This is a genomic window from Mycobacterium sp. Soil_C_30 (assembly GCF_057656995.1).
In genome coordinates, this window is record NZ_JBDGJH010000027.1 from 1 (window position 1) to 24,776 (window position 24,776).

Below are 24,776 nucleotides of genomic sequence, written 5' to 3' on the forward strand. Positions count from 1 at the left end.
GGATGCCCGCCTCGGCATACCGCGGCGCGGCATCACGATGCACGTACGCGCTGGTGGCCTCGAACACCAGATCCGGCAACTCACTTTGCGCCAACAACCACTCCACCCCCTCGTGACTGGTCTCCAATCCCAGCTTGCGGGCCCGCGCCAACCCCTCACTGTCGGGATCGATGCCGATCATCCACCGCGGCTCCAACCAGTCGGAGCGCAACAACTTGTACAGCAGGTCCGTACTGATATTGCCGGAACCGACAATCGCGACCGTGGCCTTATCAGGCATCGATGATTCCCCTTGCTATTCGAAAGTCAGCTCTACAGAACCCAACCCAGTGAAATCTGCGACGAAATGGTCGCCAGGGTGTGCATCTATCGCCCTGGTGCACGAGCCCGGCAACACCACATCACCGGCCTTCAACCGCACCCCGAACTGATCGACCTTGCGCGCCAACCACGCCACCGCGGTCGCCGGATTGCCCAACACGGCATCACTGCGCCCTTCGGCGATCACCTCACCGTTGCACCGCAGCACCGCGCCGATGTTCTTGACGTCGATGTCTGTGGGAGACACCCGTTCCGGACCCAACACCCAGCCGGCCGACGACGCGTTGTCGGCGATGGTGTCACACAACTTGATCTTCCAGTCCTTGATGCGGGTGTCGATCAACTCGATGGACGGCACCACTGCCGCCGTCGCGGCCAACACATCGTCCTCCGTGCACCCCGCCCCCGGCAGGTCGTCGGCAAGAATGAACCCCACCTCCACCTCGACGCGGGGATACAGGAACGTACCGACGGGAACGGGCTTGTCCTGGAACACCTCCATCTGGTCGAGGAGGTGGCCGTAATCCGGTTCGTCGACGCCCATCATCTTCTGCATGGCCTCGCTGGACAGACCCACCTTGTGACCGATCACCCTGGCACCGTCCGCCACCCGCTGCCGAATATTGATCAGCTGGATCTCATAGGCGTCGACGACGTCGATATCGGGACAGCCAGCGGTCAATGGATCGATGGGTACCCGGGTGCGCTCGGCCTCCGCGAGTGCCGCCGCCAGCTTCGCTCGGAGCTCGTGCCTGTCAGACATCAGAACGTCCCGCCATGGCCTTGACGTTCAACCCACCGAGAGAGTCAGTGCCCACTTCGGCGTTGTGCGCATGGGCGAAATGGTGCAACCCGAAGACAGAATCCATGCCGTTGCGCAGACCCATCTGGTCCTCGCACTGGTTCACCGCCTTCTTCGTCAGGGCCAGGCCGAAGCGCGGCATGGCCGCGATCCGGGACGCCACATCGAACGTGGCGGCCTCGAGTTCGTCGCGGGGCACCACCCGGTTCACCATCCCCACCTCGTAGGCCCGCTGAGCGGTGAAGCGATCAGCGGTGAAGAGGATCTCCTTGGCGAACCTGGGGCCCAGCACCCAGGGATGGGCGAAGTACTCCACCCCCGGAATGCCCATCTTCACAACAGGATCGGAGAAAAAAGCGTCGTCCGCGGCCACGATCAAGTCACAGACCCAGGCAAGCATCAGCCCACCGGCGATGCATGCCCCGTGCACCATCGCGATCATCGGCTTCGGAATGTCGCGCCACCGCCGGCACATCCCGAGGTAGACCTCCATTTCCCGGGCGAAACGCTGATCACCACCGGGCTGACCAACGTGGTCCCACCACATGACCGCCCGATTCTCGTAGTGGACATGGTGGTCCCTGCCGGGTGTCCCGAGGTCGTGCCCCGCGCTGAAATGGTCACCGCTGCCGGCAAGGACGATGACCTTGACGTGCTCGTCGTCGACGGCTCGGGCGAATGCCGCGTCCAAGGCGTATGTCATGACCGAGTTCTGCGCGTTCCGGTAGCGCGGACGGTTCATCGTCACCAGTGCCACTCCGTCGCTGACCCGATAGGTCACCACGTCGATCTCGTCGTCCAACTGATGGTCTCCTCACCACTGAAGCTGTGGTTCATGGTCTGTCGTTCGGGGAACGGGCGACAGCACGGCGTCCACTCACCGGAAGTCGGCTGCCTCACACTCACCCGGTCGACCGGTGAATGGAACCCTTCCTCCGACGGCAAGAAAACGAATGGCAGGCTCGGGCGCGAGGTTGTGGGACGACAGGGACGGAACGAAGTAGCGATGGCAATCAACACCGACGAATTGACTTTTGAGCTGCGCGAGATCGCCGCGGAATGCGGAACCTTGCGCTACTACGACAGCGGCGCGGGCGAACAGACAGTGCTCTTCCTGCACGGTTCCGGGCCGGGAGTCACCGGATGGCGGAACTTCCGGGGCATCCTGCCGACGTTTGCACGGCGGTTCCGCTGCTTGATCCTGGAGTTCCCCGGCTTCGGCGTCACCGACGACATCGGTGGGCATCCGATGATGACTGCCCAAGCGGCCGTCGTGCCGTTTCTGAACTCCCTCGGTATTGACACGGTGGACATCGTGGGCAACTCGATGGGGGGCGGCGTGGGAATTCACATCGCCATTCACCACCCGGACAGGATTCGTCGCCTGGTGACCATCGGTGGCATCGGCACCAACATCTACAGCCCCGGGCCCAGCGAGGGCATCCGGTTGCTCCAGGAGTTCACCGAGGATCCCACCCGCCAGCGCCTGGTCGACTGGCTGAACTCGATGGTCTACGACCCGGCGCTGGTCACCGACGAGTTGATCGAGGAACGGTGGAACTTGGCCACCGATCCCGACACCCTGGCAGCCGCCCGGCGGATGTACGGCAAGGCGGCCTTCGCACAGATGATGGCTTTCCTGCGCAACTCGGACGCTCCCCTGCCGTGGGCGCAGATGCACAAGGTGAGGGCACCGACGCTGTTGACCTGGGGCCGTGATGACAGGGTGAGCCCACTGGATATGTCCTTGATCCCCATGCGCACCATTCCCCACGCAGAGCTGCACGTGTTCCCGAACTGTGGGCACTGGGCCATGATCGAGGCCAAGGCTGCCTTCGAGGCCACCGTCCTGTCGTTTCTCACCCGCACCCCCTGACCGCGAGCAGCCCGTCAGGTCTTGGCGCTCAACCCGGCGTCCACGATGAGCTGGGTGCCGGTGATGTAGCGCGCGTTGTCCGAAGCCAGGAACAGGACGGCGTTGCTGACGTCTTCCGGGTCCACCCAGGGAACCGGAAGCAGGTGGCGGGCTGCCAGCACCTCGGCGACGTCCTCGGCGGTGGGGTTGTCGAGATCGGGCCGCAAACGTCGGAAGGTCTCGTCGTTGATCACCATGGCGGTGCCGACGGCACCCGGATGCACGGTGTTGACCCGAATCTTCCTGTAGCCCAGCTCGTTCGCCAAAGATTGCATCAGCCCGACGACGGCGTGTTTGGTGGCCGAATAGTGCGCCGAGTTGGCAGTACCCCGTAAGCCGCTGGTGGAGCTGACGAGCACAACAGAGCCGCCCTCGGCGCCGATGTGTGGCACCGAGGCGGCAACGGTGTGCCACACCCCGGTGAGGTTGATCGCCACCGTCTGATTCCACACCTGTTCAGGCAGTTCGGCTGCAGGCGCGCGGCCGATGTGGACGCCGGCATTGGCCACCACGATGTCGAGCCGGCCCAATTCCGCGACGGCGCCGTCGATCGCCTGGCGCATGGCCGCCAGGTCTCGGACGTCGACGAGCCCGGTGACACAACGGCTGCCGCGCAGCCGAACCGCGGCCGCGGTGACCTCCAGATCCTCTGCGGAGGAATCGACGTCGAGTGCGATCACGTCAACTCCCGCGTCGGCGAACCGCGTGCAGTGCACGCGGCCCGTACCTCGTGCAGCCCCGGTGACCACGACCACCTTGCTGTACAAGCCGGTCATCACTCGGCTTTCAGCAGCTCGAAACCCTTGTAGCCGGCCTCGGCCACCTCGGCGCAGATGTCCAGATACACGCCGAACCCACCGATGAAGAGCATGAACTTGCGGGGTTTGCCCGGCACATTCGCTCCCATGTACCAGGAGTTTGCCTTGGTGAACAAGGTGGCGTCGGCGCGACGGGCGCATTCGACGCCCCACTCGTCGACAGCTTGTTCGGTCGCTTCGATGGCCTGGTAGCCGTGGTCGTCGAGGTGGTCGATGCAGTCCGCTATCCAGTTCACGTGGGCCTCGGCGTGCAGAACCATGTTGGCCAGCACCGCCGGGGCGCCGGGGCCCGACACGATGAACATGTTCGGGAAGCCGTCCACCCCGAGCCCGAGGTAGGTGCGGGGTCCGTCGCTCCAGTTGTCGCGCAGGATCTTTCCTCCGCGACCGATGATGTCGATCTTGGCCAGGGTGCCGGTCATCGCGTCGAAGCCGGTGGCCAACACGATGGCATCAACGTCGAAGTGTTCGTCGGAGGTGTTGATACCGCTGGCGTCGATGGACTCGATGGGCGTCTGGCGAACACTCACCAGCTTCACGTTCGGCCGGTTGAAGGTCTGGAAGTAGTTGGTGTCGGTGCAGATTCGCTTGGTACCGATCGGATGGTCGTTCGGGATCAGCAGCTCGGCCACGTCGGGGTCGTCGATGACCGCTCGCACCTTCTCCTCGTAGAAGAGTCTCGCCTGTTCGTTTGCCTCGGCGTCGGTCATCTGGTCGCGGAAGGTCTTGGAGAACAGCACACCTCCGAGCTGCCAACGCTTCTCGAAAGCCGCGCGCCTCTCTTCGGGTGAGACCTCCATGGTGAGCTTCGGGTGGGCGATGTGCGGCGAACCGCCACCACTGCGCCAGGACAGCCGGCGTCGCTCGGCGTAGTTCGCCTTGATGTCGGCGACATCCTCGGGCGACAGCGGCCGGTTTCCAGCGGGCACACTGTAGTTCGGGGTCCGCTGGAAGACATACAGCTGCTCGGCCTGCTCGGCGATCACCGGGATGGACTGAATGCCCGAGGATCCCGTGCCGATCACCGCCACCCGCTTGCCGCTGAAGTCCACACCCTCGTGCGGCCAACTCGAGGTGTGGTAGATCGCCCCGGCGAAGGAATTCAAACCGCGGAACGCCGGCGTGAGCGCCGCGGACAACGGACCAGTTGCCATGACGACGAACCGGGCCATCACCGCGTCACCGGTGTCGGTGGTGACCGTCCACAGCAGCGACTCCTCGTCCAACACCGTGGAGACCACTCGGGTGTTGAAAGCGATGTCGCGGCGCAGGTCGAGTTTGTCGGCGACCCAGTTGATGTAGCTGAGGATTTCCGCCTGCGTGGCGTACTTCTCGGTCCAGTTCCATTCCTGTTGGAGCTCTTCGGAGAACGAGTAGCAATAGTCGACGCTCTCCACATCACAGCGGGCACCCGGGTACCGGTTGTGGTACCAGGTGCCGCCGACGTCAGAAGCTGCCTCGAAGACGCGGACCGTCTTGCCCTGCGTCCGGAACTTGTGCAGCGCATAGAGTCCGGCGAAACCGGCACCGACAACGATGACGTCGATGTACTTTGGGGAGCCAGCGGCGGTATCCACGTCGGTCAAATTAGACGCCGACGCGCGACAGCGCAGTCAAGTTTCCCGGTCACTGGACGTCAGACATGCACCGTCCCGGCCACCGGACGTGGTGCTCCCGCGGGCGCCTGTGCGCGCGCATGATCCGGGTGTGTCATCGCCACCACCGTCTCGAAGCGTGAAACTCACCGTGACCGAGGTGATCGAGGAATCCCACGATGCCCGGTCGCTGGTCTTCGCGGTAGCCGAAAGCGAGCAGGCGCGGTTCAGCTATTTGCCCGGACAGTTTCTGACGCTGCGCGTACCCAACGAATCCGGCGATGCGGTAGCCCGGTGCTATTCGTTGGCGAGTTCACCGCACACCGACTCGGCACCGAAGGTGACCATCAAACGGGTCGACGGCGGATATGGATCAAACTGGTTGTGCGACAACGTGGCTGTCGGCCATGTGATCGAGGTGCTGCCCCCGGCCGGCGTGTTCACGCCGCGCAACCTGGACGCACACCTCCTGCTCTGGGCCGGCGGCAGCGGTATCACCCCGGTGATGTCCATCCTGAAATCGGCGTTGGCTCGAGGCGCCGGAAGGGTCACACTGGTCTACGCCAACCGGGATGAACAATCGGTGATCTTCGCCGCCGAGCTTCGCGAACTCGCAGCCGAGCATCCGGACCGGCTGACGGTGCTGCACTGGCTGGAGTCGGTGCAGGGATTGCCGCGTCAGTCGCAACTGACCGCTCTGGCCCGCCGTCTGGGCACAGCAGAGTCCTTCATTTGCGGCCCGGCCCCGTTCATGGCGGCGGTTCAAGCGGCCCTGCTCGATGCCGGAGTACCCAAGACTTCGGTAAACGTCGAGGTGTTCACGTCCCTGACCGGCGATCCGTTCGCCGAGGTCGAGCCGGTGGGGCTGACCGACGCGGACGCCGACGCCCCCACCGTGCAGGTCAACATCGACGGACAACAGCACCAACTGCGGTGGCCGCGTCAGGCCACGCTGGTCGACGTGATGCTGTCGGCAGGGCTCGAGGTGCCGTACTCCTGCCGCGAGGGTCAGTGCGGCTCGTGCGCAGCCACTCTGCTCAGCGGCGAAGTCGACATGCCGGCAAGTGACATCCTCGAACCCGAGGACATCGAGGCCGGGACCATCCTCGGATGCCAGGTCAGACCGGTGTCTGACGAAATCGAGGTGGAGTTCTGACCGCGCACATTCCATTCACCGGGATCGCGTCCGGCGGCGGAACCAAACCCCATAGACCATCGAAGACAGTCTCACGAAAGAAGGCGCACTCATGACCGAGCGGGTTATCGACCGCGTGATGGATCTGGCCGACCAGATGCGCGAACAGGCCTGGGAGGCCGAGAAGACCGGCCAGCTCACCGACACCACCGTCAAGAACATGAAGGCGGTGGGCTCGATCCGCCTGCTGCAGCCGGCCGAGTTCGGCGGTGACGAAGTGCACCCGCGCGAATTCGCCGAAACCGTCATGGCCACCGCCGCCCTGGATCCAGCCGCGGGTTGGGTCAACGGTGTTGTCGGCGTACATCCATACCAGCTCGCCTATGCCGATCCGGCTGTCGCGAAGGAGATCTGGGCCGACGACGTCGACACCTGGATCGCCTCGCCGTACGCCCCCCAGGGGGTGGCCAAGCCGGTGGACGGCGGCTACATCTTCAACGGTCGCTGGCAGTTCAGCTCTGGCACCGACGCGTGTGACTGGATCATCCTGGGCGCTCTGGTGGGCGACGCCGACGGCAAGCCCGCGATGCCGCCACAGATCCTGCACATGATCCTGCCGCGCAAGGACTACGAGATCGTCGCCGACTCCTGGGACGTGGTGGGCCTGCGCGGCACCGGCTCGAAGGACGTGATCGTCAAGGACGCGTTCGTGCCGGCGTACCGCACCATGGACGGGATGAAGGTCATGGACGGCCGGGCCCAGATCGAGGCCGGCATGACCAAGACGCTCTACAAGATGCCGTGGTCGACGATGTTCCCCCTGGGCATCAGCTCGGCCACCATCGGCATCTGCGAAGGCGCGCTGGCCGCCCACCTCGACTACCAGCGCGAGCGGGTGGGCGCCAACGGCACTGCCATCAAGGACGATCCCTACGTCATGTACGCCGTCGGTGAGGCCGCGGCGGACATCCAGGCCTCGCGCCAGGCCATCCTGGCCAACGTCGACCGGATCTTCGACATGGTCGACGCCGGCCACGAGATTTCTTTCGCGGAGCGGGCCGCGGTGCGGCGCAGCCAAATCAAGGCGGTCTGGCGTGCGGTGGCCGCCGTCGACCAGATCTTCGCCCGATCCGGTGGCAACGCGCTGCGGATGGACAAGCCGCTGCAGCGCTACTGGCGCGACGCCCACGCCGGTGTCGCCCATGCCATTCACGTTCCTGGCACCGTCTACCACGCGTCCGCACTGAGTTCCCTGGGTGTCGATCCTCAGGGTCTGTTGCGGGCGATGATCTGACCGAAAGGGCCATACTCCATGACTAACCTGTTCAAGAGCCTCGGCTACGTCACCGTCCAGACCGCCGACATCGACCGTTGGCGCCACTTCGCCTTCAAGGTGCTGGGTTTCGCCGAGGGCAGCGGCCCCGACGAATCCGCGCTGTACCTGAGGATGGACGAGCGAGCAGCGCGCATCATCGTCGTCCCCGGTGACGCCGACCGCATCGTCACGATCGGTTGGGAGGTCCGCGATCACGAGGCTCTCGAGGACGTCAAATCCGCCCTGGACGCCGCGGGCACGCCCTACAAGCAACTCTCGCTGGACGAGGCCGACGAACGCCGCGTCGAAGAGGTCATCGCGTTCGAGGATCCGGCGGGCACCTCGCTGGAAGTGTTCCACGGCGCCGTCCTGGACCACAGCCCGGTGGTGACGCCGTTCGATGCGCGGTTCGTCACCGGCGCACAGGGTCTCGGCCACGTCGTGCTGCCTGCGCTTGACGTCAATTCCGTATTCGACTTCTACACCACCGTCTTGGGTTTCAGGTCCCGCGGCGCCTTCCGGGTGCCGGTGCCCAAGGAGTTCGGACCCGTGCGGGTACGTTTCCTCGGGATCAACGAGCGACACCACAGCCTGGCGATCTGCCCGGCCACCACGTTGCGGGATCCGGGGCTGGTGCACCTGATGGTGGAGGTGGACAGCCTCGACGCCGTGGGCCAGGCGCTGGACCGGGTCAACACCGACGGCTTCCAACTGTCGTCCACGCTGGGCCGCCACACCAACGACAAGATGGTCTCCTTCTACGTGCGGGCCCCTGGCGACTGGGACATCGAGTTCGGCACCGAAGGCATGAGAGTGGACGAAAGCCACTACACCGCAGAGGAAATCACCGCTGACAGCTACTGGGGTCACCAGTGGGTCAGTGATCTGCCGGCAGCCATGCGGCCATGACGTCGAACGAGGCTCTTCATCCCGTCCCCGCCGCTGAGATCACGCGTTGGGATCACGAGGCCGACGTGGTGATTGCCGGGTACGGTGTCGCCGGCGCCGCCGCGGCGGTGGAGGCGGCCCGGGCCGGCGCCGACGTGCTGGTGCTGGAGCGCACCGGCTCCTGGGGTGGTGCAGCCGCCATGGCCGGCGGTTTCATCTACCTGGGCGGTGGAACCGAACTGCAGAAGGCTTGTGGATTCGAGGATTCTGTCGAGAACATGGCGGCCTATCTCAACGCCGCGATGGGCCCCGGTGCCGATTCCGACCGCATTGCCGACTACTGCGCCGAAAGCGTCGCCCATTTCGACTGGCTGGTCGGCGCAGGAGTGCCGTTCAAGGCGGAGTTCTTCGGCGAGCCGGGCTGGGAGCCGATGGGCGACCAGGGCCTGATGTACAGCGGCGGGGAGAACTCATACCCTTTCAACACCATTGCCACCCCGGCTCCCCGCGGGCACGTGCCGCAGATGTCGGGCAAGAAGCAGGGCGAGGCCAGCGCCGGCTACATGCTGATGAAGCCGTTGGTGGACACGGCAACAGCGGCCGGCGCCAAGGCTGTCTACGACGTCCGGCTGCAGGGGCTCGTCGTCGAATCCGACGGCCGGGTGGCCGGAGTGACTACCAAGCAGTACGGCGCAGACGTGACCATCCGGGCCCGCCGGGGCGTCGTGCTGGCCACCGGCAGCTTTGCTTACAACGACACGATGGTCGCGGCGTATGCACCGCGGATCGCCGGCCGGCCGGCCGCGTCCATCGAGCAGCACGACGGGATTGGCATTCGACTGGCCCAGGCGCTGGGGGCCGACCTGGCTCACATGGATGCCACCGAGGTCGCGATCTTCGCCGATCCCCAACAGCTGGTGCGCGGCATCCTGGTCAACGGCCGGGGGCAGAGGTACGTCGCCGAGGACACCTACCCGGGCCGGATTGGGCAACTCACGCTGTATCACCAGGACAACACCGCGTACCTGATCATCGATGGCGACGCGCAGGCCGAGGCCATGGCCTCACTGTCACCCCAGCTGATGCTCCGCCCGCCCACCTGGGTGTGCGACACGGTGGCCGATCTGGAGGCCGAGATGCGGTTGCCGTCCGGTTCACTGCAGGCCACGGTCGCGGCGTTCAACGCCGGCGCCGAGCAGAGCGAGGATCCCCTGCTGCACAAGAAGCAGCAGTGGTTACGCCCCATCGGGTCGCCGGTGGGAGCCATCGACTTGCGGGAGAGCACGGGCGGTTTCACGTTGGGAGGGCTGCGCACCACCTTCGACGGAGAGGTGTTGCACGTGAGCGGTGATCCGATTCCCGGGCTGTTCGCGGCCGGCCGTTGCGCCGCTGGCCTGGCGGCGTGGGGATACACCAGCGGAATCTCGCTGGGAGACGGCAGTTTCTACGGACGACGCGCTGGCCGGCGGGCTGCAAGCGGCTGATCGTTGGCTAGAACTCCCGAATCGGCCCACGCGGGGCCGGATCAGCGGTCGACCTGCTGTTACCCGGTCCCGCGTCGGCGTTTCTGGGGGCCGCCCGGAGTGACCGGAATGGATCGGCGCGTTTGGTGTGACACGGCGCACCCCGCTGTGATACAAACAGTTATATTCCTAATAGGAATATGTGATCCGCTTCTCAGCCCCTAGGAGGCGTCTTGACTGCCGTGGCCGAACCCCTGTCCGAATCCACCACCCCCAGCGCCGTGATCGACCGGGTGTCGTTGGTACTGGACGCCTTCGACGGCCCCGGCCGACTCACCCTGGCGCAGATCGTGCGCCGCACCGGCCTGCCCCGGTCATCCGCACACCGCATGCTGGAACGTCTGGTGCAATTGCGCTGGCTGCGCCGCAACGGCCGCGACTACGAGCTCGGCATGCGGCTGGTGGAACTCGGTTCGCTGGCAGTGCATCAGGATCGGCTGCACAAAGCCGCCGCCCCGCTGCTGCACGACCTGCACCGGGCCACCGGCCTGGTGGTCCAACTGGCCGTGTTGGACGGGTCCGATGTGATGTACCTGGACAAGGTCGGCGACCGAATGGCGGCCGCGCTGCCCAGCCGCGTGGGTGGCCGTCAACCGGCGCACTGTACGGCGATCGGCAAAGTGCTGCTGGCCTACAACCCTGATGCCTGCGATGAGGTGGACCTGTCCAATCGACGCACCAAGTTCTCCATCGCCAGTGCCGCCCAACTGGCCGCCGAGTTGGACAAGGTGCGCGCGCACGGGGTCGCTTTCGACCGCGAAGAGGCCCTGCCCGGGTTCGGCTGTGTTGCCGCGCCCATCGGTGGACAGGGTGAGGCCGTGGCGGCACTGTCGGTGTGTGGCCCGATGAACCGGATGAGCTTCGACCAGCGACTGGCCGCCCCGGTGCGGATGACCGCGATGGGCATCTGGCGGAACGTCGAAGACGGCACTCAGCGGGTGGCTCCCACCCTGCAGCAGGTGCGGCCGCTGCGTGGCGGGCCCGCCTCGCGCCCCGCGAACGACACCGTGAGCATGCTGCCGGCATGACCGCCGACACCGCCGGAGCGACGCTCGACCCCCAGATCGCCGGGATGATCGAAGCCCTGGACAGCGGTTTCCCACCGGTCCAGACCATGACCGGTGCGCAAGCACGCGCGATCATTCGGTCGCGGCTGGTCGTCTCCCCCGATCCCGAAGCTGTCGGCAGCGTGACCGACTACCAGGTCGACGGACCGGGCGGATTCATCCCCGTGCGGATCTACCGCCCGCACCGCACCGGAGCGGCGCCGGTGCTGGTGTACGCCCACGGCGGCGGGTTCGTTTTCTGTGATCTGGACAGCCACGACGGCCTGTGCCGTGACATGACGAATCGTCTTGGCGCGGTGGTGGTCTCAGTCGACTACCGGCGGGCGCCGGAAAGCACCTGGCCGGCCGCGGCCGAGGACGTGTACGCCGTCACCCGGTGGGCGGCCGACAACGCCGGATCGCTCGGTGGCGACGTCTTCAGGCTGGCCGTCGGCGGCGACAGCGCCGGAGGCAACCTTGCTGCGGTGACCGCGCTCATGGCACGGGATCGCCGGGGCCCGAACTTGATTGCCCAGCTGCTGATCTATCCGATGCTGAATCCCGACTTCGGCACCGAGTCCTACCGCTTGTTCGGGAAGGGTTTCTACAACCCGGCGCCGGCGCTGCAGTGGTACTGGGATCAGTACGTGCCCAACGCCGCAGACCGCGCCGACCCCTACGTTTCCCCCATCCATGCCGACCTGCGCGGCCTGCCGCCCGCGGTGGTGATCATCGCCGGGCACGATCCGCTGCGCGACGAGGGCTTGGCGTATGGAGAGGCGCTGGACGCGGCCGGGGTGCCCACGGTGATCAGACGGTTCGACGGCGGGATCCACGGGTTCGTCACGATGCCAAGCCTCGACCTGGCACAGGCTGCCCGGGCCCAACTGTGCGCCGACACCAAGGCGCTTCTGCACGGTTGACCTCCGACCAGCGGAGACGTCGGTACCGATAATTCACCTGCCATCCGGACGGGTGCGAATGTGGCTTCCACCCGGGTGTGTGTGGTACTGCCGGTGTTCGACTACAGCGAAGCGAAAACCTCCAGCGAGCCCACGGTTCCGCGGTTCGCCTTGACCCGTTCGACGAGGACCCAGCTGCCGTCGCGGCGTTCCCACCGGTCGCGGTAGTCGCCCAATGTGTGAAAGGTCGTCAAGGGGTCATGCCGGGATAGATGTAGATCGCGGACATACGCACAACTCGTGGCATTATCGCCGTCCACCTCGATGAGGATGTTTCCTAGAAGATGTTGTGTAACACCGCAATTGTCCAGATATGTCCGAATGAGATCGATGACCCCGGCACTTCCCTCCACCCTGCCACTGCCGAAATCACCGACGGCGTCCTCACTGAGGATGGCAGACATCCCGACCCAATCCCGATCGTCCATTGCACGCGCAAAAGTGATGAGTGCGCGCTCGATGGCACGCTCATCAGCCATCCGGGCAACAATGGCGGTCTCGTCCATACGGTTTCTCCTGTCGATGATCGGTTCGCCAGACGGCGGTCCAGATTCAGGATTGAAATGCAGTCGCTCGCTCACCGGCAACTCCGTGGTCTGACGTCGTCACTGTCGACTGAGCTGTCGTCGGGGCAATCCCAACCTGCGGCTTCACTCTAGCTTCGAGCGTTCTGCAACTCCATCCGCGTCCGCGTCAGGTGAATCGTCTTGATCCTCCAGTGTCCATCGACCTTCTCGTAGGTCTCCTGATAGTGCCCCGCTCCGTGCAGAGTCTGACCGCCAGGGAAATCTACGATGTCGGCCATGGCCCAGATACCCACAGCGGCCGTGGGCGAGACCAACTCCAGTTCCGGAGTTGGCCATGATGAACTGTCACACAGTCTTTCAAGACCTCACTGATCGAGTCAACGAGAGTGTCGACACCCTCCCAGCGCGAGCTACCCGCCTGCGCCTCCCCCGATTCTGCCGGCCCCACCGCATTGGCAAATACCGCCACGACATCTGGGGCAAACACTGTGCGCCACGCTTCCCAGTTCTTGGTGTCCAGCCAGCGGAAGTAACGTGCCTTCAGCGAGCCTATGGCTTGCAGTTCCCTATCCGCGTCGCCGTGTTGAATCATCTTCCAGCGCTTCCTCTCGCACAACACTCACCCGCTCCAACTCCACGATTCTCAGCCCAGTCACGGGTCACGTGGTGAACGCTCTCCCGGTCGGCGGGTTGGGCGCGCCATGGGCAATGTCATTCGCGCCAACCTTCTTGCCGTGCGACCAGGCAGCGTTACCGGCGTCAACACCACCACCGCTCTACACGGACCGGCAGCCACATCGGGCGAGCCCGACCGCAGCCGGGGCGTCCACCGTGGGTGACACAGTCTGGGGGTGGCATCCACGGATCCGTCACGATGCCCAGTCGTGAACTCGCACATGCCGCCCGGGCCACAGCAGCGCGTCAACACCACGGCCCTGCTCGACCGCTGACGTCCCGACCACCGGGAGTCACCCACCGGTGCAGCCCCGTCAACTCCTACTGTCGACGTATGGCTGACGGCGCGGTATTTGTCATCGACCGGGTGACCACCCGGCCCGGGTGCGCCCGGCGGTTCGTGGACGCCTATCTCGAGTCGTACGCCCCTGGCGCTCGGGACCGTGGAATGTCTCTGCGCGACGTGCTGGTCAGCCCGCCCATCTGGTTCGACGATCAGCCCAACACCATCACCATCACCTGGACGCTGCCCAGCGCCCAGGCGTGGTGGGAAATGACCTGGAAAGGCCGCCCCGATCCCACTGTCGGCCAATGGTGGTCCAGCATGGACGAATTGGTTCTCGAGCGCACCCGCAGCGTGGCCGCCGACGCCACCGATGTCGAGGAACTCTGTGACATTTAACGTGATTCGGCTGGCGGACATCGCCGACGAAACGGCGCGGGACGCCCTGGTCGAGACGTTGCATGCCGAGGCGGCCGGTTCCGGCGCCCGCGATGTGCTGGTCGAGCCGACCCTGCCCGGTGTCCGCAATGGCGGAGATGTGCTGCTGCACCTACGATTCGATCATCGCGCAGACTGGGACGCGGTCGCGCACCGCATCGACGGACAGCTGCTGGCACAGGCGGATGTGCAGCGGGTCAACGGCGCGACCTATCAGGGCAGCCCGGTGACCGGTGTCGGCGGTAACGGCAGCATTTATCGCACCCTGTTGCTGCGGGTGGCCCCCGGCACCAGCGCTGCGCTGGTGGAACAGTTCGAAGAAGATCTGCGCCTGCTGCCGCGCTATGTGCGCAGCATCCACTGCTGGCAGTTGAGCCGCGTGGACGAGGCGGTGGGCACCTCGCCGTGGACGCATGTCTTCGAGCAGGAGTTCACCGACGTCGAGGGTCTCATGGGCCCCTACCTGATGCACCCCATCCACTGGGCTCATGTCGATCGCTGGTTCGATCCAGAGTGTCCCGAAGTGATCATCAGGGACCGGGTGTGCCACAGCTTTTGCCGCAACACCACCCCGGTGCTGGCCTGACCCCGGACGGGAGTTCGTCATTGGTACCTATGCTGTCACCGGGTCCGCTTCAGGGATGGGCGGCCACACTTCGCAGCAACTGCGGGCCGCCGGCCACACCGTGATCGGGGTGGACCTGCACGACGCCGAGGTGGTAGCTGATCTGTCCACCCCGCAAGGGCGTCGGCGTGCGGCCGCCGAGGTACTCGCACGCTGCGATGGCCTGCTGGACGGGGCCGTCATGGCCGCCGGTGTGGGCCCCGGCCGCGGCCAGGACCGCCCACCACTGATCGCGAACGTCAACTTCCTCGGTGTCGTCGAGTTGCTCGAAAAATGGCAACCCGCCCTGGCCGCTCATGGCAGCTCCAAAGTGGTTGTGCTCAGCAGTAATTCGACGACATGCACGCCGATCACGCCAAACCGTGCGGTGCGCGCGCTGCTGGCTCGCGACGTGGACAAGGCGTTGCGCACCACGCGGCTGTTCGGTCCGGCCTACGCGGCCATGACCTATTCGGCGTCCAAGATCGCGGTGACCCACTGGTTGCGTCGCGCGGCTGTCACGTCAGCGTGGGCCGGTGCCGGCATTCGACTCAATGCGCTGGCACCCGGTGCGGTGATGACACCGCTACTCGAGGAACAGCTGGCCGATCCCCGACAGAGCAAAGCTGTCCGCGGTTTCCCGGTCCCCGTCGGTGGGTTCGGGGACCCCGCGCAGCTGGCCCAATGGGTGTGCTTCATGCTCTCCGATGCCGCCGATTTCCTCGGCGGCAGCGTCATTTTCGTTGACGGCGGCACCGACGCGCATTTCCGGCCGACAGACTGGCCCTGCACGGTACCGGCGCGCGGGCTGTTGACCTATGCGCGCCGTTACCGCAGCTAGCTACAGCCCGGCCGGCAAAATGTTCGGGTTCGCCGCCGCTGGAGGTTCTAGCGGCGGAAGTACCTCCGAACCGTCCAGTGTGTGTACCGGCAACTGCTGTGACCACGGGTAGTGCAGGCTGAACGCCAACAGACCGGTCCGCTCGGCGGCCGGCAGGTGGCACATCGCCAGCACGGTCTCGGCCAGGTATTCCACCGGCTCGGTCGGAAAGGTGTCCGGGATCAGCGCCGCAGCGCCCGGAGTACGGACCGCGGTGGACGGCCCGACACAATTCACCGCGATGTTCTCGTCCACCAGCTCGGCTGCCACACCTTGAGTGAACCGGTGCAGCGCTGCCTTCAATGATGCATACACCACGTCGCCGGAGCTCTTGTTGTACTCGCGGAACGGCCGCACCGGCGCCAGCCCGGTCACTGACCCGATGTTGACGATCCAGCCGGCGCCCTGTGCTCTCATGTGCGGGATAGCTTCCTGCGACAACACAAACGGTGTGCGCAGGTAATGCTCAACGGTGCGGTCGAACGTCTCCATCGACATCTGCTCAACCACCGAATAGTCGGCGTAACCCGCGTTGTTGACCAGGATGTCCAGCCGGCCGGTGCGCTCGAGTACATCCTCGATCAAGTGCCTGCGCTGGTGATCGTCCTCGAGGTCGGCGGCCACAGCATGCGCAGTTCCGCCGGCTGCCTCGATCAACTCGACCGTCTCGCCGATCGTGCCGGGGATGGCCGTCACCGCACCGGCGCGTACCGACGGTGACGGGGTATGCGAACGCGCTGTCACCACCACCGTGGCACCCTCGGCAGCCAGGCGCTGGGCAATCGACCGGCCGATGCCCCGGCTGCTCCCGGTGACCAGCGCCGTCTTACCGTCCAACAATCCCGTCACGGGGTCATCACCTTCCCGCCCAAGGTGAAGTGGTCTTCGATCGGCGCGCGGTGCTGTTGCCACAACTCGATCAATCGCCATGGCGTGGAGACCACCACCCTGCCTGAGTCTGACCGGTAATAGGTGTGCGCGTTCGGGGTGTGGCACCACACTGTCTTGGCCATCGCCTCGTCGATCTCGACGACGTAGTCGTCGTAGGCCTGTTGGGTGACCTCAATGGTGGACGCACCCTGGGATGCCATCAATTGCAGGCATTCGATGATGTAGTGCGCCAGGACCTCCATGGAGAAGTTCGCTCCGGCGCCGTGTCCGGGGCTGTAGTTGGGTGCGGACGTGATGAACAGGTTGGGGAACCCGGGCACGGTGCCGCCGCGATAGGCGCGTGGGCTGTCGCCCCACTCCTTCTGCAGCGTGTGGCCATCGCGGCCGCGGATGTCCACCGTGGACAGGAAATCCAGGTGATAACCGGTGGCGTAGATGATGACATCGAGGTCGATCTGGCGCCCATCCTGGGTGACGATGCCCGCCTCGTTGATCGACGCCGGTTCGCTGGCCTCGACGTCGACGTGGTCGCGGGTCAGCGCCTTGTAGTAGCCGCCGGGATCCCGGATGATCCGTTTGCCGTACGGGGCGAAGTCCGGCGTGACTTTCTTCGCCAGTTCCGTTCCCTCACCGAAGGTCTCGCTGATGTACTTCATGCACATCTGGAGCAGCACGTCATTGGCCGGCGAGATCGACAGATGGTCTTTCTGCCACTCCGGGTCCTGCAGGATCACCGGGTAGTTGTTGTCGGAGGTGGCCCAATACGACTTCACCCGGTGCCACTTGGCGAAGTACGGCAGCGTTCTGCCGAGGTAGCGCCGAAATTCGGGGACCTTGTCGGAGAGCCGCTTGCGCGGTGCCACCCAATGCGGCTGCCGCTGGAACACCGTCAGGTGCTCCACCTGGTTCACGCAGGCGTCGACGATCTGCACCGACGTGCACCCCGCGCCGATGATGGCCACCCGCTTGCCCGTCAGGTCCAGCGTGTTGTCCCACTGGGCCGAATGCACGCTGACGCCGGCGAAGGTCTCCCGGCCGGGGAAGTCGGGCCACCGCGGTCGGTTCAGGTACCCGGCGGCCGTCACCACGACCGAGGCGTGGCTGACCGAACGCTGCGCGTCCCGGTCAGTGGCGTGGATCTGCCACTGTTCGCGCTTCTCATCCCACCACAGCGCCTCGACCTCGGTGCCGAATCGGGTGTGCTTGCGCAGTCCATACTTGTCTGCCAGCGCCACCAGGTAGTCCTGGTACTCCGCGCCCTGCGGATAATAATTGGACCAGTCCGGCTTCACCTCCCGCGACAACGAGTAATACGCCGACGGGGTGTCGACCCCGATGCCGGGATACGTGGTGGTCAGCCAGGTGCCACCCACCTCGTCGTTGCGGTCGAAGATCTGGTAGGCGACACCGGCGTCAGCGGCGGCCAGTGCGGTGACCATCCCGGCCAGCCCGGCGCCGATGATCGCCACAGTGGTGTCACCGGGGATGGGGACTGTGCGCGGCAGGGTTGGCTGCGACAACTGGAATCCGCCTTGCTCCAGCAACAACGGCACGAACTCCGGCCCGACCTCGGTGCCCAGTGCCAACGGCGCGATCCGCGCGAACAACTCCGGGTCATCGGCGGCCACGCCGCCGGTGCGGGCCGGCGCCTGCAACGCCGCGATCAGTTCCTCCACCAGCTCTTCGCGGGTATCGGCGTCGGTGACGCCGATGAACTCCGGCGGGTCGGGTTCGTGGGAGATCCTCGGTCCGAATCGGTCCACCACCGACAGATCACCGGTTATCTGGGCCAGCACGGCGAGGAGGACGCCTGCGTCGGCGTCCCGCAAGTGCCCCCTCAGCTCGTCGAGGTTTGCGGGCACGTCGGGGCTGTTCGTCGAACGATCAAGCGCCGTCCCGACATTGGCTTCAGTCGTCACGTCATCGAGTATCAGAGCCCGATACACCGAGCGGCATTGTGCTGCCTACTGAGCGGGACATCAGAGCGGTTTTGGCCTCGCCGCGCCATACGCTTCGTCCATGCACAGCATGCTCTCCGATCTCGACGACGCGGACGCGGTGATCGCCCGCGCCCGCAGCCATGTGATCGGTGACATTCCGAGACGCTCAGCCCGCACGTACCCGGACAAGGTCGCGATCATCGACGGTGACACGACGCTGACCTTCGCGGAGTTCGACCGGCTCGTGGAGCGTGCCGCAGCAGCTCTGCACGACAAAGGTTTTGGGCCAGGTGACCGTATTGCGCTGTTGTCTCACAACTGCTGGCAGTACGCGGCGCTGGCCTTCGCGACCGCGCGCGCGGCGGTGGTCCTGGTTCCCGTCAACTTCATGCTGACCGCCGAGGAGATCTCCTACCTGCTCGGGCACAGCAAAGTCAGCGGATTCGTGGTGGAGGACCAACTCATCCCCGTCGCCGAGCAGGCCATGCGTGCGGGCGGCTCGGTGACCACCAGGGTGGCCCTGCGCACCCGCGACGGTATGTTACCCGGCGACTGGGAGGATTTCGACCACTGGCTCGATACCGACGCCGTGGCACCGCGCCCGCACATCGACGACGACCAGCTGCTACGCCTGATGTACACCAGTGGCACCGAGTCCCGACCCAAGGCGGTGATGCACAGCAGCCGCAGCCTGATGTGGCAGTACGTCAGTACCATCGTCGCCGGCTCGATGAGCTCCGAGGACATCGAAATACACTCGTTGCCCTTGTACCACTGTGCGCAGCTGGACAACTTCCTGGCCACCGATCTGTACCTCGGTGCCACCAGCATCATCTTGCCCCGTCCGGACCCCGACATGGTGTTGCGCACCATCGAGCGATATCGGGTGACCAACTACTTCGCCCCGCCGACGGTGTGGATCAGCCTGTTGCGCAGTCCCCTGTTCGACAAGGTGGACTTGTCCAGTCTGCGCAAGGGTTACTACGGCGCTTCGGCGATGCCCACCGAGATCCTTGCCGAGATCCGCGAGCGGTTGCCCCACCTGCAGTTGTGGAATTTCTACGGCCAGACCGAAATGGCGCCGCTGGCCTCGGCTCTGGGCCCCGCGGAACAGGATGCCCACGCCGGATCCGCAGGCCGCCCCGTCGTCAACGTCGAGACGACCATCCTGGGCGAGGATGACCAGCCGGTACCCGCGGGCACGGTCGGAGAGATTGCCCACCGCAGCCCACACCTCATGCTCGGATACCTCGATGACCCGGCCAAGACCGCGGAGGCGTTCCGCGGCGGCTGGTTCCACTCCGGTGATCTCGGCTACTACGACCAACACGGCCTGCTGCACGTCGTGGACCGCAAGAAGGACATGATCAAAACCGGCGGCGAGAACGTCGCCAGCCGTGAGGTCGAAGAGGTCCTCTACGGGCACAACGGCATCCAGGAAGTGGCGGTCTTCGGGCTGCCCCACCCGTTGTGGGTGGAAGCGGTGGTGGCTGCCGTGGTGCCACGCGAGGGGCAGGACCTCAGCGAGGAGGACGTCATCGCGCACTGCCGCCGGCACCTGGCCGGTTTCAAGACTCCCAAGCACGTGTTCTTCGTCGACTCACTGCCCAAGAACCCCAGCGGAAAACTACTCAAACGCGCACTGCGCGAACGCTTCGACGTCAACGCCACATCGCTGTAACTCCAGCTCCGAAAGGACCTTCTGTCGTGTTCAACGGCCGGATCGCGCGCTTCGACGCGCCTGGCACACCGTTTCGGCTCCACACCGTCAGCCTGCCCGAGGTGGGACCCGGCGAGATCTTGATCAAGGTGAGCCGCACCAACATCTGCGGTTCGGACCTGCATGCCTGGCACGGCACCTTCGCCACCGGCGGACTCGGCGGTCAGCTGCCCACAGTACTGGGTCACGAGATGGTCGGCGCGGTGGAGGCAATGGGCGACGGTGTAGCCACAGACTCCAACGGCCAGCCGCTCACCAGTGGTACTCGCGTCGTCTTTCCGTACTTCTACTCCTGCCACAAGTGCCGCAACTGCTTGCTCGGCAGACGCGGCGCGTGCCTGAATCTCTCGATGGCCATGCTCGGCCGCGCCGACGAACCGCCTTACTACGTCGGCGGCTACGGCGACTACTACCTGCTTCCGGCGGGAGCGGTGGTCTACACCGTTCCCGACGCCGTTTCCGACGACATCGCCTCCGGCGCCAACTGTGCACTCTCCCAGGTGATGTACGGCTTGGAACGGGTCGACCTGCAGCTCGGCGAAACGGTTGTCGTGCAGGGAGCAGGGGCGCTCGGTCTGTACGCGATTGCCGTCGCGAAGGCGCGTGGCGCAGCCCAAGTGATCGCCATCGACGGTGTGCCCGACCGGCTCGAGCTCGCCACCGCGTTCGGCGCCGACGTGGCGATCGACCTCAACGAGGTCGCCAGCGTCAAGGACCGGGTAAAAGTCATCCGCAGAGCAACCGGGGGCCACGGTGCCGACGTGGTGGTGGAGGTGGTGGGCCACCCGTCGGCCATCGACGAGGGCCTCAAGATGCTGGGCCAGTTCGGCCGCTACGTCGAGATCGGCAACATCAACATCGGCAAGACCTTCGAGTTCGATCCTTCGCGGTTCGTCTTCGGCAACAAGACCATGGTCGGGGTCTCGCTCTACGACCCCGTCGTACTGTCGCGCGCCCTGACCTTCCTGGAGCAGCATCAGGACACTCTGCCGTTGGATCGACTTGCGGCAGCGCAATATCCGCTCGAGGACATCAATGAGGCCTTCGCCGCCGCCGACGGCCGCCGCGATGTCCGCGCCAGCATCGTCCCGTGAGTCGAAAGGACCTCATGCACGACTACCACCGCACCTCCCTGTTCATCGACGGCGGCTGGGTCAGCCCCTCGGGGGCCGGTTCCATCGACGTGGTCGACCCGGCCACCGAAGAAGTCATCGGTGTCGTGCCCAACGGCTCCGCCGATGACGTCGACGCCGCCGTCGCCGCCGCCCGGCGGGCATTCGATCCGCTGATCAGCGTCGCAGAGCGCAAGGATCGATTGGCGCGGGTGATCGCTGCCATGGAGAAGCGGCTGCCGGACATCGCCGAGACCATCACCCGCGAGATGGGTGCACCGGTGCGCATCGCGCAGAGTGTGCAGACCCAGGTTCCGCTGGCGGTGGCTCGCGGTTTCGCCGACGTGCTGGATACCTTCGAATTCCAAGAGCGGGTGGGCAATTCGCTGGTGGTCCGCGAGCCCTACGGCGTGGTGGGTGCCATCACACCGTGGAACTACCCGCTGTATCAGGTCGTGGCCAAGGTTCTGCCCGCCATTGCCGCGGGCTGTCCCGTGGTGCTCAAGCCCAGCAACGAGGCCCCGCTGTCGGTGTTCGAGTTCATCGAGGCGGTCGACGAGGCCGGGTTGCCGCCCGGCGCCGTCAACCTGGTCTCGGGCAGCGGCCGGGTGATCGGTGAACGCCTGGCCGAGCACCCCGATGTCGACTTCGTCTCGTTCACCGGGTCCACCGGCGTGGGGCAACGGGTCGGTGAGCTGGCTGCCCGCTCCATCAAGAAGGTGGCCTTGGAACTGGGCGGCAAGTCGGCCAACGTCATTCTCGAGGGCGGTGACCTGTCCACCGCCGTGAAGGTGGGGGTGGGCAACGCGTTCCTCAACGGTGGGCAGACCTGCATGGCCTGGACCCGCATGCTGGTGCCGCAGTCCCGCTACGACGAGGCCCTGGAGCTCATCACCGCGGCGGTGTCCCGCTACACCGTGGGTGATCCCCAGGACCCCGCCACCCGCATCGGCCCGTCGGCCTCGAAATCGCAATGGGAGACCGTGCGCGGCTTCATCGAGCGCGCTGAGCAGGACGGAGCGCGGCTGCTCACCGGCGGCGCTGACAAGATCCGCGACGTCGGCTACTACGTGGCGCCGACGGTGTTCGCCGACGTCGATCCCGAATCCGAGCTGGGCCAGGAGGAAGTGTTCGGTCCGGTGCTGGCGGTGATCCCGACCCGGGATGACGCCGACGCACTCCGCATCGCCAACTGCACGCCTTACGGACTGTCAGGGGCGGTCTGGGGACCCGACGTCGAGAGCGCCACGGCATTCGCCCGCGCCGTGCAGACCGGTCAGCTGGACATCAACGGCGGCATGTACAACCCGGTGGCTCCATTCGGCGGCTACAAGAAGTCCGGGGTGGGCCGTGAACTCGGCCGGGCCGGCTTCGAGGAGTACCTGCAGACCAAATCCCTGCAACTGCCGAAGACGGACTCATGAGCACCGCCCTGGAGATCAGCAGCAGCGGGTCAACCCAGATTTGGACCATCAACCTGGCCGACGTGGGGAACGCGATCACCGAGCCGGGATTCATCACCGGCTTGGAGGCCGCCGTCGTCAACGCCAACGGTGACAGCACCATTCGCGCCGTCATCCTCACCGGCGCCGGCAAGATCTTCTCCGCCGGCGGCAATGTCAAGGACATGGCCGACCGGCGGGGGATGTTCGGCCTGGATGCTCTTGACCAGCGACGCGCCTACATCGATGGCATCCAACGGGTTCCACGCGCGTTGAGCCGCCTGGAGGTTCCCCTCATCGCGGCGGTGAACGGTCCGGCCATCGGTGCCGGTTGTGATCTCGCGATGATGTGCGATATTCGGGTGGCCTCCGAAAAGGCCTCGTTCGCCGAGAGCTTCGTCCAACTCGGGCTCATCCCGGGCGACGGTGGCACCTGGTTCCTGCCGCGCGCTGTGGGGTACGAACGGGCCGCGGAGATGACGTTGACCGGCGATCGGGTGGACTCCGCCACCGCCCTGGCCTGGGGCATGGTGAGCCGGGTGGTGTCGCACGAGGAGTTGCTGACCGCCGCAATGGAACTCGCCGAACGGATCACCAAGAACCCGCCGCACGCTCTTCGCATGGCCAAACGGCTGCTGCAGGAATCCCGCACCGGCTCATTGGAATCCACGCTGGGTATGGCGGCGGCCATGCAACCGCTGGCGCACCGCGACCACGAACACGAGCAGCGCATCGCGAAATGGAGAACCAGTTGATGCCTCTCCCCCGCCTGGTACCGCCGGCCGCCGGCGACACCGCACACGAGGAACTGCGGGCCGAGGTCCGCGAATTCCTGGCCCGCCAACTGGCCACCGGCGATTTCACCCCGTCTGCCGATGCCTGGCTGACCGGCTGGGATGAGGACTTCACCAGAGCGCTGGCCGAGCATGGCTGGTTGGGGATGACCGTGCCCGCCGAATACGGCGGCCACGGCCGATCGCACCTGGAGCGGTTTGTGGTCACCGAGGAACTGCTGGCGGCGGGCGCGCCAGTGGCCGCCCATTGGATCGCCGACCGGCAGATCGTGCCGTCGCTGCTGAAGTACGGCACCGAGACGCAGAAAGCGACGTTCCTGCCCCGGATCACCCGCGGCGAATGCTTTTTCGGGATCGGCATGAGCGAGCCGGACTCTGGGTCCGACCTGGCCAGTGTGCGCACGAAGGCCACTCGGGTCGACGGCGGTTGGACGCTGTCGGGCACCAAGGTCTGGACGTCCGGTGCGCACCGCGCACACGCGTTCATCGCGTTGGCACGTACCGCTCCGGTGGACCCGGCACACCGGCATGCGGGGCTCAGCCAGTTCATCGTCGACCTGCGCGGCGCGAACATCGAGGTGCGCCCGATCATCTCGATGAACGGCGGGCACCACTTCAACGAGGTGATCCTTGATCAGGCGTTCGTGCCGGACGGCATGGTGGTCGGTGAGATCGGCGAGGGCTGGCAGCAGGTGACATCGGAGTTGAGCTTCGAGCGCAGCGGCCCCGAACGTTGGCTGTCCACCTTCGCGGTGTTGTCGGCGACCACCGATGCGATGGCCGACCAGCAGATCGACCGCGACATCGATCTGGGTCGGCTGGTGGCCCGGATCGCGGGTCTGCACCACATGTCCACTGCGGTGGCAGGTGCTTTGGAGCGACATGAGCCCGCCGATGTGCCGGCCGCCGTGGTGAAGGTCCTCGGCACCACCACCGAAGGTGACATCGTCGACTTCGTGGACCTGCACGTCGGTGACGACCTGCCGCACGACAGGGGATTCCGGGATCTGGTGGCACACGCCGCAGACCAGCGCCCCGGTTTCACGATGCGTGGTGGCACCAACGAAGTGCTGCGCGGTGTGATCGCGCGCGGATTGGGGATGCGGTGACGACGACTGAGGCCGGTGCGCTGGCCATCGATCCGGATCTG

General features: G+C 65.7%; 24 protein-coding genes and 1 pseudogene. 15 read left to right on the forward strand and 10 right to left on the reverse strand.

Annotated features, from left to right (window positions below; all coding sequences use genetic code 11):
• The 3 genes and pseudogenes from AC3A6P_RS31890 to AC3A6P_RS31900 all read right to left on the reverse strand — a co-directional run.
• A pseudogene (locus AC3A6P_RS31890) lies at positions 1-280 on the reverse strand (acetaldehyde dehydrogenase (acetylating)); the annotation flags it as partial.
• A 15-nt stretch (positions 281-295) separates the two neighbouring features.
• A complete protein-coding gene (locus tag AC3A6P_RS31895; RefSeq protein ID WP_487696390.1) occupies positions 296-1,084 on the reverse strand; it encodes a 2-keto-4-pentenoate hydratase in 789 nt (262 codons plus the stop codon).
• The gene (locus AC3A6P_RS31900; protein WP_487696391.1) at positions 1,077-1,925 is read right to left on the reverse strand and encodes an enoyl-CoA hydratase; all 849 of its coding nucleotides are present in this window, start codon (positions 1,923-1,925) and stop codon (positions 1,077-1,079) included. The genes AC3A6P_RS31895 and AC3A6P_RS31900 overlap by 8 nt, the downstream gene beginning before the upstream one ends.
• A gap of 204 nt (positions 1,926-2,129) precedes the next feature.
• Between AC3A6P_RS31900 and AC3A6P_RS31905 the strand changes: the two genes are divergently transcribed.
• Positions 2,130-2,999 carry an alpha/beta fold hydrolase gene (locus tag AC3A6P_RS31905; protein WP_487696392.1) on the forward strand — a complete coding sequence of 290 codons (870 nt, stop codon included), beginning with the start codon at positions 2,130-2,132 and terminating at the stop codon, positions 2,997-2,999.
• 14 nt (positions 3,000-3,013) lie between these two features.
• Here AC3A6P_RS31905 and AC3A6P_RS31910 read toward each other — a convergent pair whose 3' ends face one another.
• Complete coding sequence (locus tag AC3A6P_RS31910) at positions 3,014-3,814, reverse strand: mycofactocin-coupled SDR family oxidoreductase (protein ID WP_487696393.1); 801 nt, start codon at positions 3,812-3,814, stop codon at positions 3,014-3,016.
• Positions 3,814-5,442, reverse strand: a complete 1,629-nt coding sequence (locus AC3A6P_RS31915; RefSeq protein ID WP_487696394.1) for a flavin-containing monooxygenase — start codon at positions 5,440-5,442, stop codon at positions 3,814-3,816. Before AC3A6P_RS31915 ends, AC3A6P_RS31910 begins: the two co-directional genes overlap by 1 nt.
• 148 nt (positions 5,443-5,590) lie before the next feature.
• On the opposite strand from AC3A6P_RS31915, the gene AC3A6P_RS31920 reads away from it, so the two are divergent.
• The 6 genes from AC3A6P_RS31920 (at position 5,591) to AC3A6P_RS31945 (ending at position 12,281) form a co-directional block, all read left to right on the forward strand.
• Entirely contained in the window at positions 5,591-6,607 is a 1,017-nt protein-coding gene (locus AC3A6P_RS31920; RefSeq protein WP_487696395.1) for a 2Fe-2S iron-sulfur cluster-binding protein, read from the forward strand.
• Positions 6,608-6,698: 91 nt separating this feature from the next.
• A complete protein-coding gene (locus AC3A6P_RS31925) occupies positions 6,699-7,880 on the forward strand; it encodes an acyl-CoA dehydrogenase family protein (RefSeq protein WP_487696396.1) in 1,182 nt (393 codons plus the stop codon).
• A gap of 18 nt (positions 7,881-7,898) precedes the next feature.
• Entirely contained in the window at positions 7,899-8,810 is a 912-nt protein-coding gene (bphC, locus tag AC3A6P_RS31930) for a biphenyl-2,3-diol 1,2-dioxygenase (protein ID WP_487696397.1), read from the forward strand.
• Positions 8,807-10,273, forward strand: a complete 1,467-nt coding sequence (locus tag AC3A6P_RS31935; protein ID WP_487696398.1) for an FAD-dependent oxidoreductase — start codon at positions 8,807-8,809, stop codon at positions 10,271-10,273. Before bphC ends, AC3A6P_RS31935 begins: the two co-directional genes overlap by 4 nt.
• A gap of 212 nt (positions 10,274-10,485) precedes the next feature.
• Entirely contained in the window at positions 10,486-11,340 is an 855-nt protein-coding gene (locus AC3A6P_RS31940) for an IclR family transcriptional regulator (RefSeq protein ID WP_487696399.1), read from the forward strand.
• Positions 11,337-12,281 carry an alpha/beta hydrolase gene (locus tag AC3A6P_RS31945; protein ID WP_487696400.1) on the forward strand — a complete coding sequence of 315 codons (945 nt, stop codon included), beginning with the start codon at positions 11,337-11,339 and terminating at the stop codon, positions 12,279-12,281. The genes AC3A6P_RS31940 and AC3A6P_RS31945 overlap by 4 nt, the downstream gene beginning before the upstream one ends.
• A 101-nt stretch (positions 12,282-12,382) precedes the next feature.
• Here AC3A6P_RS31945 and AC3A6P_RS31950 read toward each other — a convergent pair whose 3' ends face one another.
• The 3 genes from AC3A6P_RS31950 to AC3A6P_RS31960 form a co-directional block, all read right to left on the reverse strand.
• The gene (locus AC3A6P_RS31950) at positions 12,383-12,901 is read right to left on the reverse strand and encodes a nuclear transport factor 2 family protein (protein WP_487696401.1); all 519 of its coding nucleotides are present in this window, start codon (positions 12,899-12,901) and stop codon (positions 12,383-12,385) included.
• 74 nt (positions 12,902-12,975) lie between these two features.
• The gene (locus AC3A6P_RS31955; protein ID WP_487696402.1) at positions 12,976-13,125 is read right to left on the reverse strand and encodes a nuclear transport factor 2 family protein; all 150 of its coding nucleotides are present in this window, start codon (positions 13,123-13,125) and stop codon (positions 12,976-12,978) included.
• The gene (locus AC3A6P_RS31960; protein WP_487696403.1) at positions 13,110-13,439 is read right to left on the reverse strand and encodes a nuclear transport factor 2 family protein; all 330 of its coding nucleotides are present in this window, start codon (positions 13,437-13,439) and stop codon (positions 13,110-13,112) included. Before AC3A6P_RS31960 ends, AC3A6P_RS31955 begins: the two co-directional genes overlap by 16 nt.
• Positions 13,440-13,856: 417 nt before the next feature.
• On the opposite strand from AC3A6P_RS31960, the gene AC3A6P_RS31965 reads away from it, so the two are divergent.
• Genes AC3A6P_RS31965 through AC3A6P_RS31975 form a run of 3 tightly spaced genes read left to right on the forward strand, consistent with a single transcriptional unit; the run spans position 13,857 to position 15,688 of the window.
• Positions 13,857-14,204 (forward strand): hypothetical protein, encoded by a 348-nt coding sequence (locus AC3A6P_RS31965; RefSeq protein ID WP_487696404.1) that lies wholly within the window; start codon positions 13,857-13,859, stop codon positions 14,202-14,204.
• A complete protein-coding gene (locus AC3A6P_RS31970; protein ID WP_487696405.1) occupies positions 14,179-14,829 on the forward strand; it encodes a Dabb family protein in 651 nt (216 codons plus the stop codon). The genes AC3A6P_RS31965 and AC3A6P_RS31970 overlap by 26 nt, the downstream gene beginning before the upstream one ends.
• A gap of 19 nt (positions 14,830-14,848) precedes the next feature.
• A complete protein-coding gene (locus AC3A6P_RS31975; protein ID WP_487696479.1) occupies positions 14,849-15,688 on the forward strand; it encodes an SDR family oxidoreductase in 840 nt (279 codons plus the stop codon).
• On the opposite strand, the gene AC3A6P_RS31980 is transcribed toward AC3A6P_RS31975, so the two are convergent.
• Both AC3A6P_RS31980 and AC3A6P_RS31985 read right to left on the reverse strand, forming a co-directional pair.
• Complete coding sequence (locus AC3A6P_RS31980) at positions 15,689-16,576, reverse strand: SDR family NAD(P)-dependent oxidoreductase (protein WP_487696406.1); 888 nt, start codon at positions 16,574-16,576, stop codon at positions 15,689-15,691.
• Positions 16,573-18,480 (reverse strand): flavin-containing monooxygenase, encoded by a 1,908-nt coding sequence (locus AC3A6P_RS31985; RefSeq protein WP_487696480.1) that lies wholly within the window; start codon positions 18,478-18,480, stop codon positions 16,573-16,575. The genes AC3A6P_RS31980 and AC3A6P_RS31985 overlap by 4 nt, the downstream gene beginning before the upstream one ends.
• 157 nt (positions 18,481-18,637) lie before the next feature.
• Here AC3A6P_RS31985 and AC3A6P_RS31990 point away from each other — a divergent pair, with 157 nt between their 5' ends.
• From AC3A6P_RS31990 to AC3A6P_RS32010, 5 genes are read left to right on the forward strand one after another with little or no spacing between them, the layout of a single operon-like run.
• On the forward strand, positions 18,638-20,239 hold the full coding sequence (locus AC3A6P_RS31990; RefSeq protein ID WP_487696407.1) for an acyl-CoA synthetase: 1,602 nt from the start codon (positions 18,638-18,640) through the stop codon (positions 20,237-20,239).
• A gap of 26 nt (positions 20,240-20,265) precedes the next feature.
• Positions 20,266-21,372 carry a zinc-binding dehydrogenase gene (locus AC3A6P_RS31995; RefSeq protein WP_487696408.1) on the forward strand — a complete coding sequence of 369 codons (1,107 nt, stop codon included), beginning with the start codon at positions 20,266-20,268 and terminating at the stop codon, positions 21,370-21,372.
• 14 nt (positions 21,373-21,386) lie between these two features.
• The gene (locus tag AC3A6P_RS32000) at positions 21,387-22,814 is read left to right on the forward strand and encodes an aldehyde dehydrogenase family protein (protein WP_487696481.1); all 1,428 of its coding nucleotides are present in this window, start codon (positions 21,387-21,389) and stop codon (positions 22,812-22,814) included.
• Positions 22,811-23,587 carry a crotonase/enoyl-CoA hydratase family protein gene (locus AC3A6P_RS32005; RefSeq protein WP_487696409.1) on the forward strand — a complete coding sequence of 259 codons (777 nt, stop codon included), beginning with the start codon at positions 22,811-22,813 and terminating at the stop codon, positions 23,585-23,587. The genes AC3A6P_RS32000 and AC3A6P_RS32005 overlap by 4 nt, the downstream gene beginning before the upstream one ends.
• Entirely contained in the window at positions 23,587-24,735 is a 1,149-nt protein-coding gene (locus tag AC3A6P_RS32010) for an acyl-CoA dehydrogenase family protein (protein ID WP_487696410.1), read from the forward strand. The genes AC3A6P_RS32005 and AC3A6P_RS32010 overlap by 1 nt, the downstream gene beginning before the upstream one ends.
• Positions 24,736-24,776: the final 41 nt, after the last annotated feature.

What these genes read in the sequence shown, in the direction of transcription:
- AC3A6P_RS31895 (WP_487696390.1), bottom strand. Translation starts at nt 1,084, where the DNA reads ATGTCTGACAGGCACGAGCTCCGAGCGAAGCTGGCGGCGGCACTCGCG.
- AC3A6P_RS31905 (WP_487696392.1), top strand. Translation starts at nt 2,130, where the DNA reads ATGGCAATCAACACCGACGAATTGACTTTTGAGCTGCGCGAGATCGCC.
- AC3A6P_RS31970 (WP_487696405.1), top strand. Translation starts at nt 14,179, where the DNA reads ATGTCGAGGAACTCTGTGACATTTAACGTGATTCGGCTGGCGGACATC.
- AC3A6P_RS31955 (WP_487696402.1), bottom strand. Translation starts at nt 13,125, where the DNA reads ATGGCCGACATCGTAGATTTCCCTGGCGGTCAGACTCTGCACGGAGCG.
- AC3A6P_RS31990 (WP_487696407.1), top strand. Translation starts at nt 18,638, where the DNA reads ATGCACAGCATGCTCTCCGATCTCGACGACGCGGACGCGGTGATCGCC.
- AC3A6P_RS32000 (WP_487696481.1), top strand. Translation starts at nt 21,387, where the DNA reads ATGCACGACTACCACCGCACCTCCCTGTTCATCGACGGCGGCTGGGTC.
- AC3A6P_RS31945 (WP_487696400.1), top strand. Translation starts at nt 11,337, where the DNA reads ATGACCGCCGACACCGCCGGAGCGACGCTCGACCCCCAGATCGCCGGG.
- AC3A6P_RS32010 (WP_487696410.1), top strand. Translation starts at nt 23,587, where the DNA reads ATGCCTCTCCCCCGCCTGGTACCGCCGGCCGCCGGCGACACCGCACAC.
- AC3A6P_RS31965 (WP_487696404.1), top strand. Translation starts at nt 13,857, where the DNA reads ATGGCTGACGGCGCGGTATTTGTCATCGACCGGGTGACCACCCGGCCC.
- AC3A6P_RS31925 (WP_487696396.1), top strand. Translation starts at nt 6,699, where the DNA reads ATGACCGAGCGGGTTATCGACCGCGTGATGGATCTGGCCGACCAGATG.
- AC3A6P_RS31935 (WP_487696398.1), top strand. Translation starts at nt 8,807, where the DNA reads ATGACGTCGAACGAGGCTCTTCATCCCGTCCCCGCCGCTGAGATCACG.
- AC3A6P_RS32005 (WP_487696409.1), top strand. Translation starts at nt 22,811, where the DNA reads ATGAGCACCGCCCTGGAGATCAGCAGCAGCGGGTCAACCCAGATTTGG.
- bphC (WP_487696397.1), top strand. Translation starts at nt 7,899, where the DNA reads ATGACTAACCTGTTCAAGAGCCTCGGCTACGTCACCGTCCAGACCGCC.
- AC3A6P_RS31910 (WP_487696393.1), bottom strand. Translation starts at nt 3,814, where the DNA reads ATGACCGGCTTGTACAGCAAGGTGGTCGTGGTCACCGGGGCTGCACGA.
- AC3A6P_RS31960 (WP_487696403.1), bottom strand. Translation starts at nt 13,439, where the DNA reads ATGATTCAACACGGCGACGCGGATAGGGAACTGCAAGCCATAGGCTCG.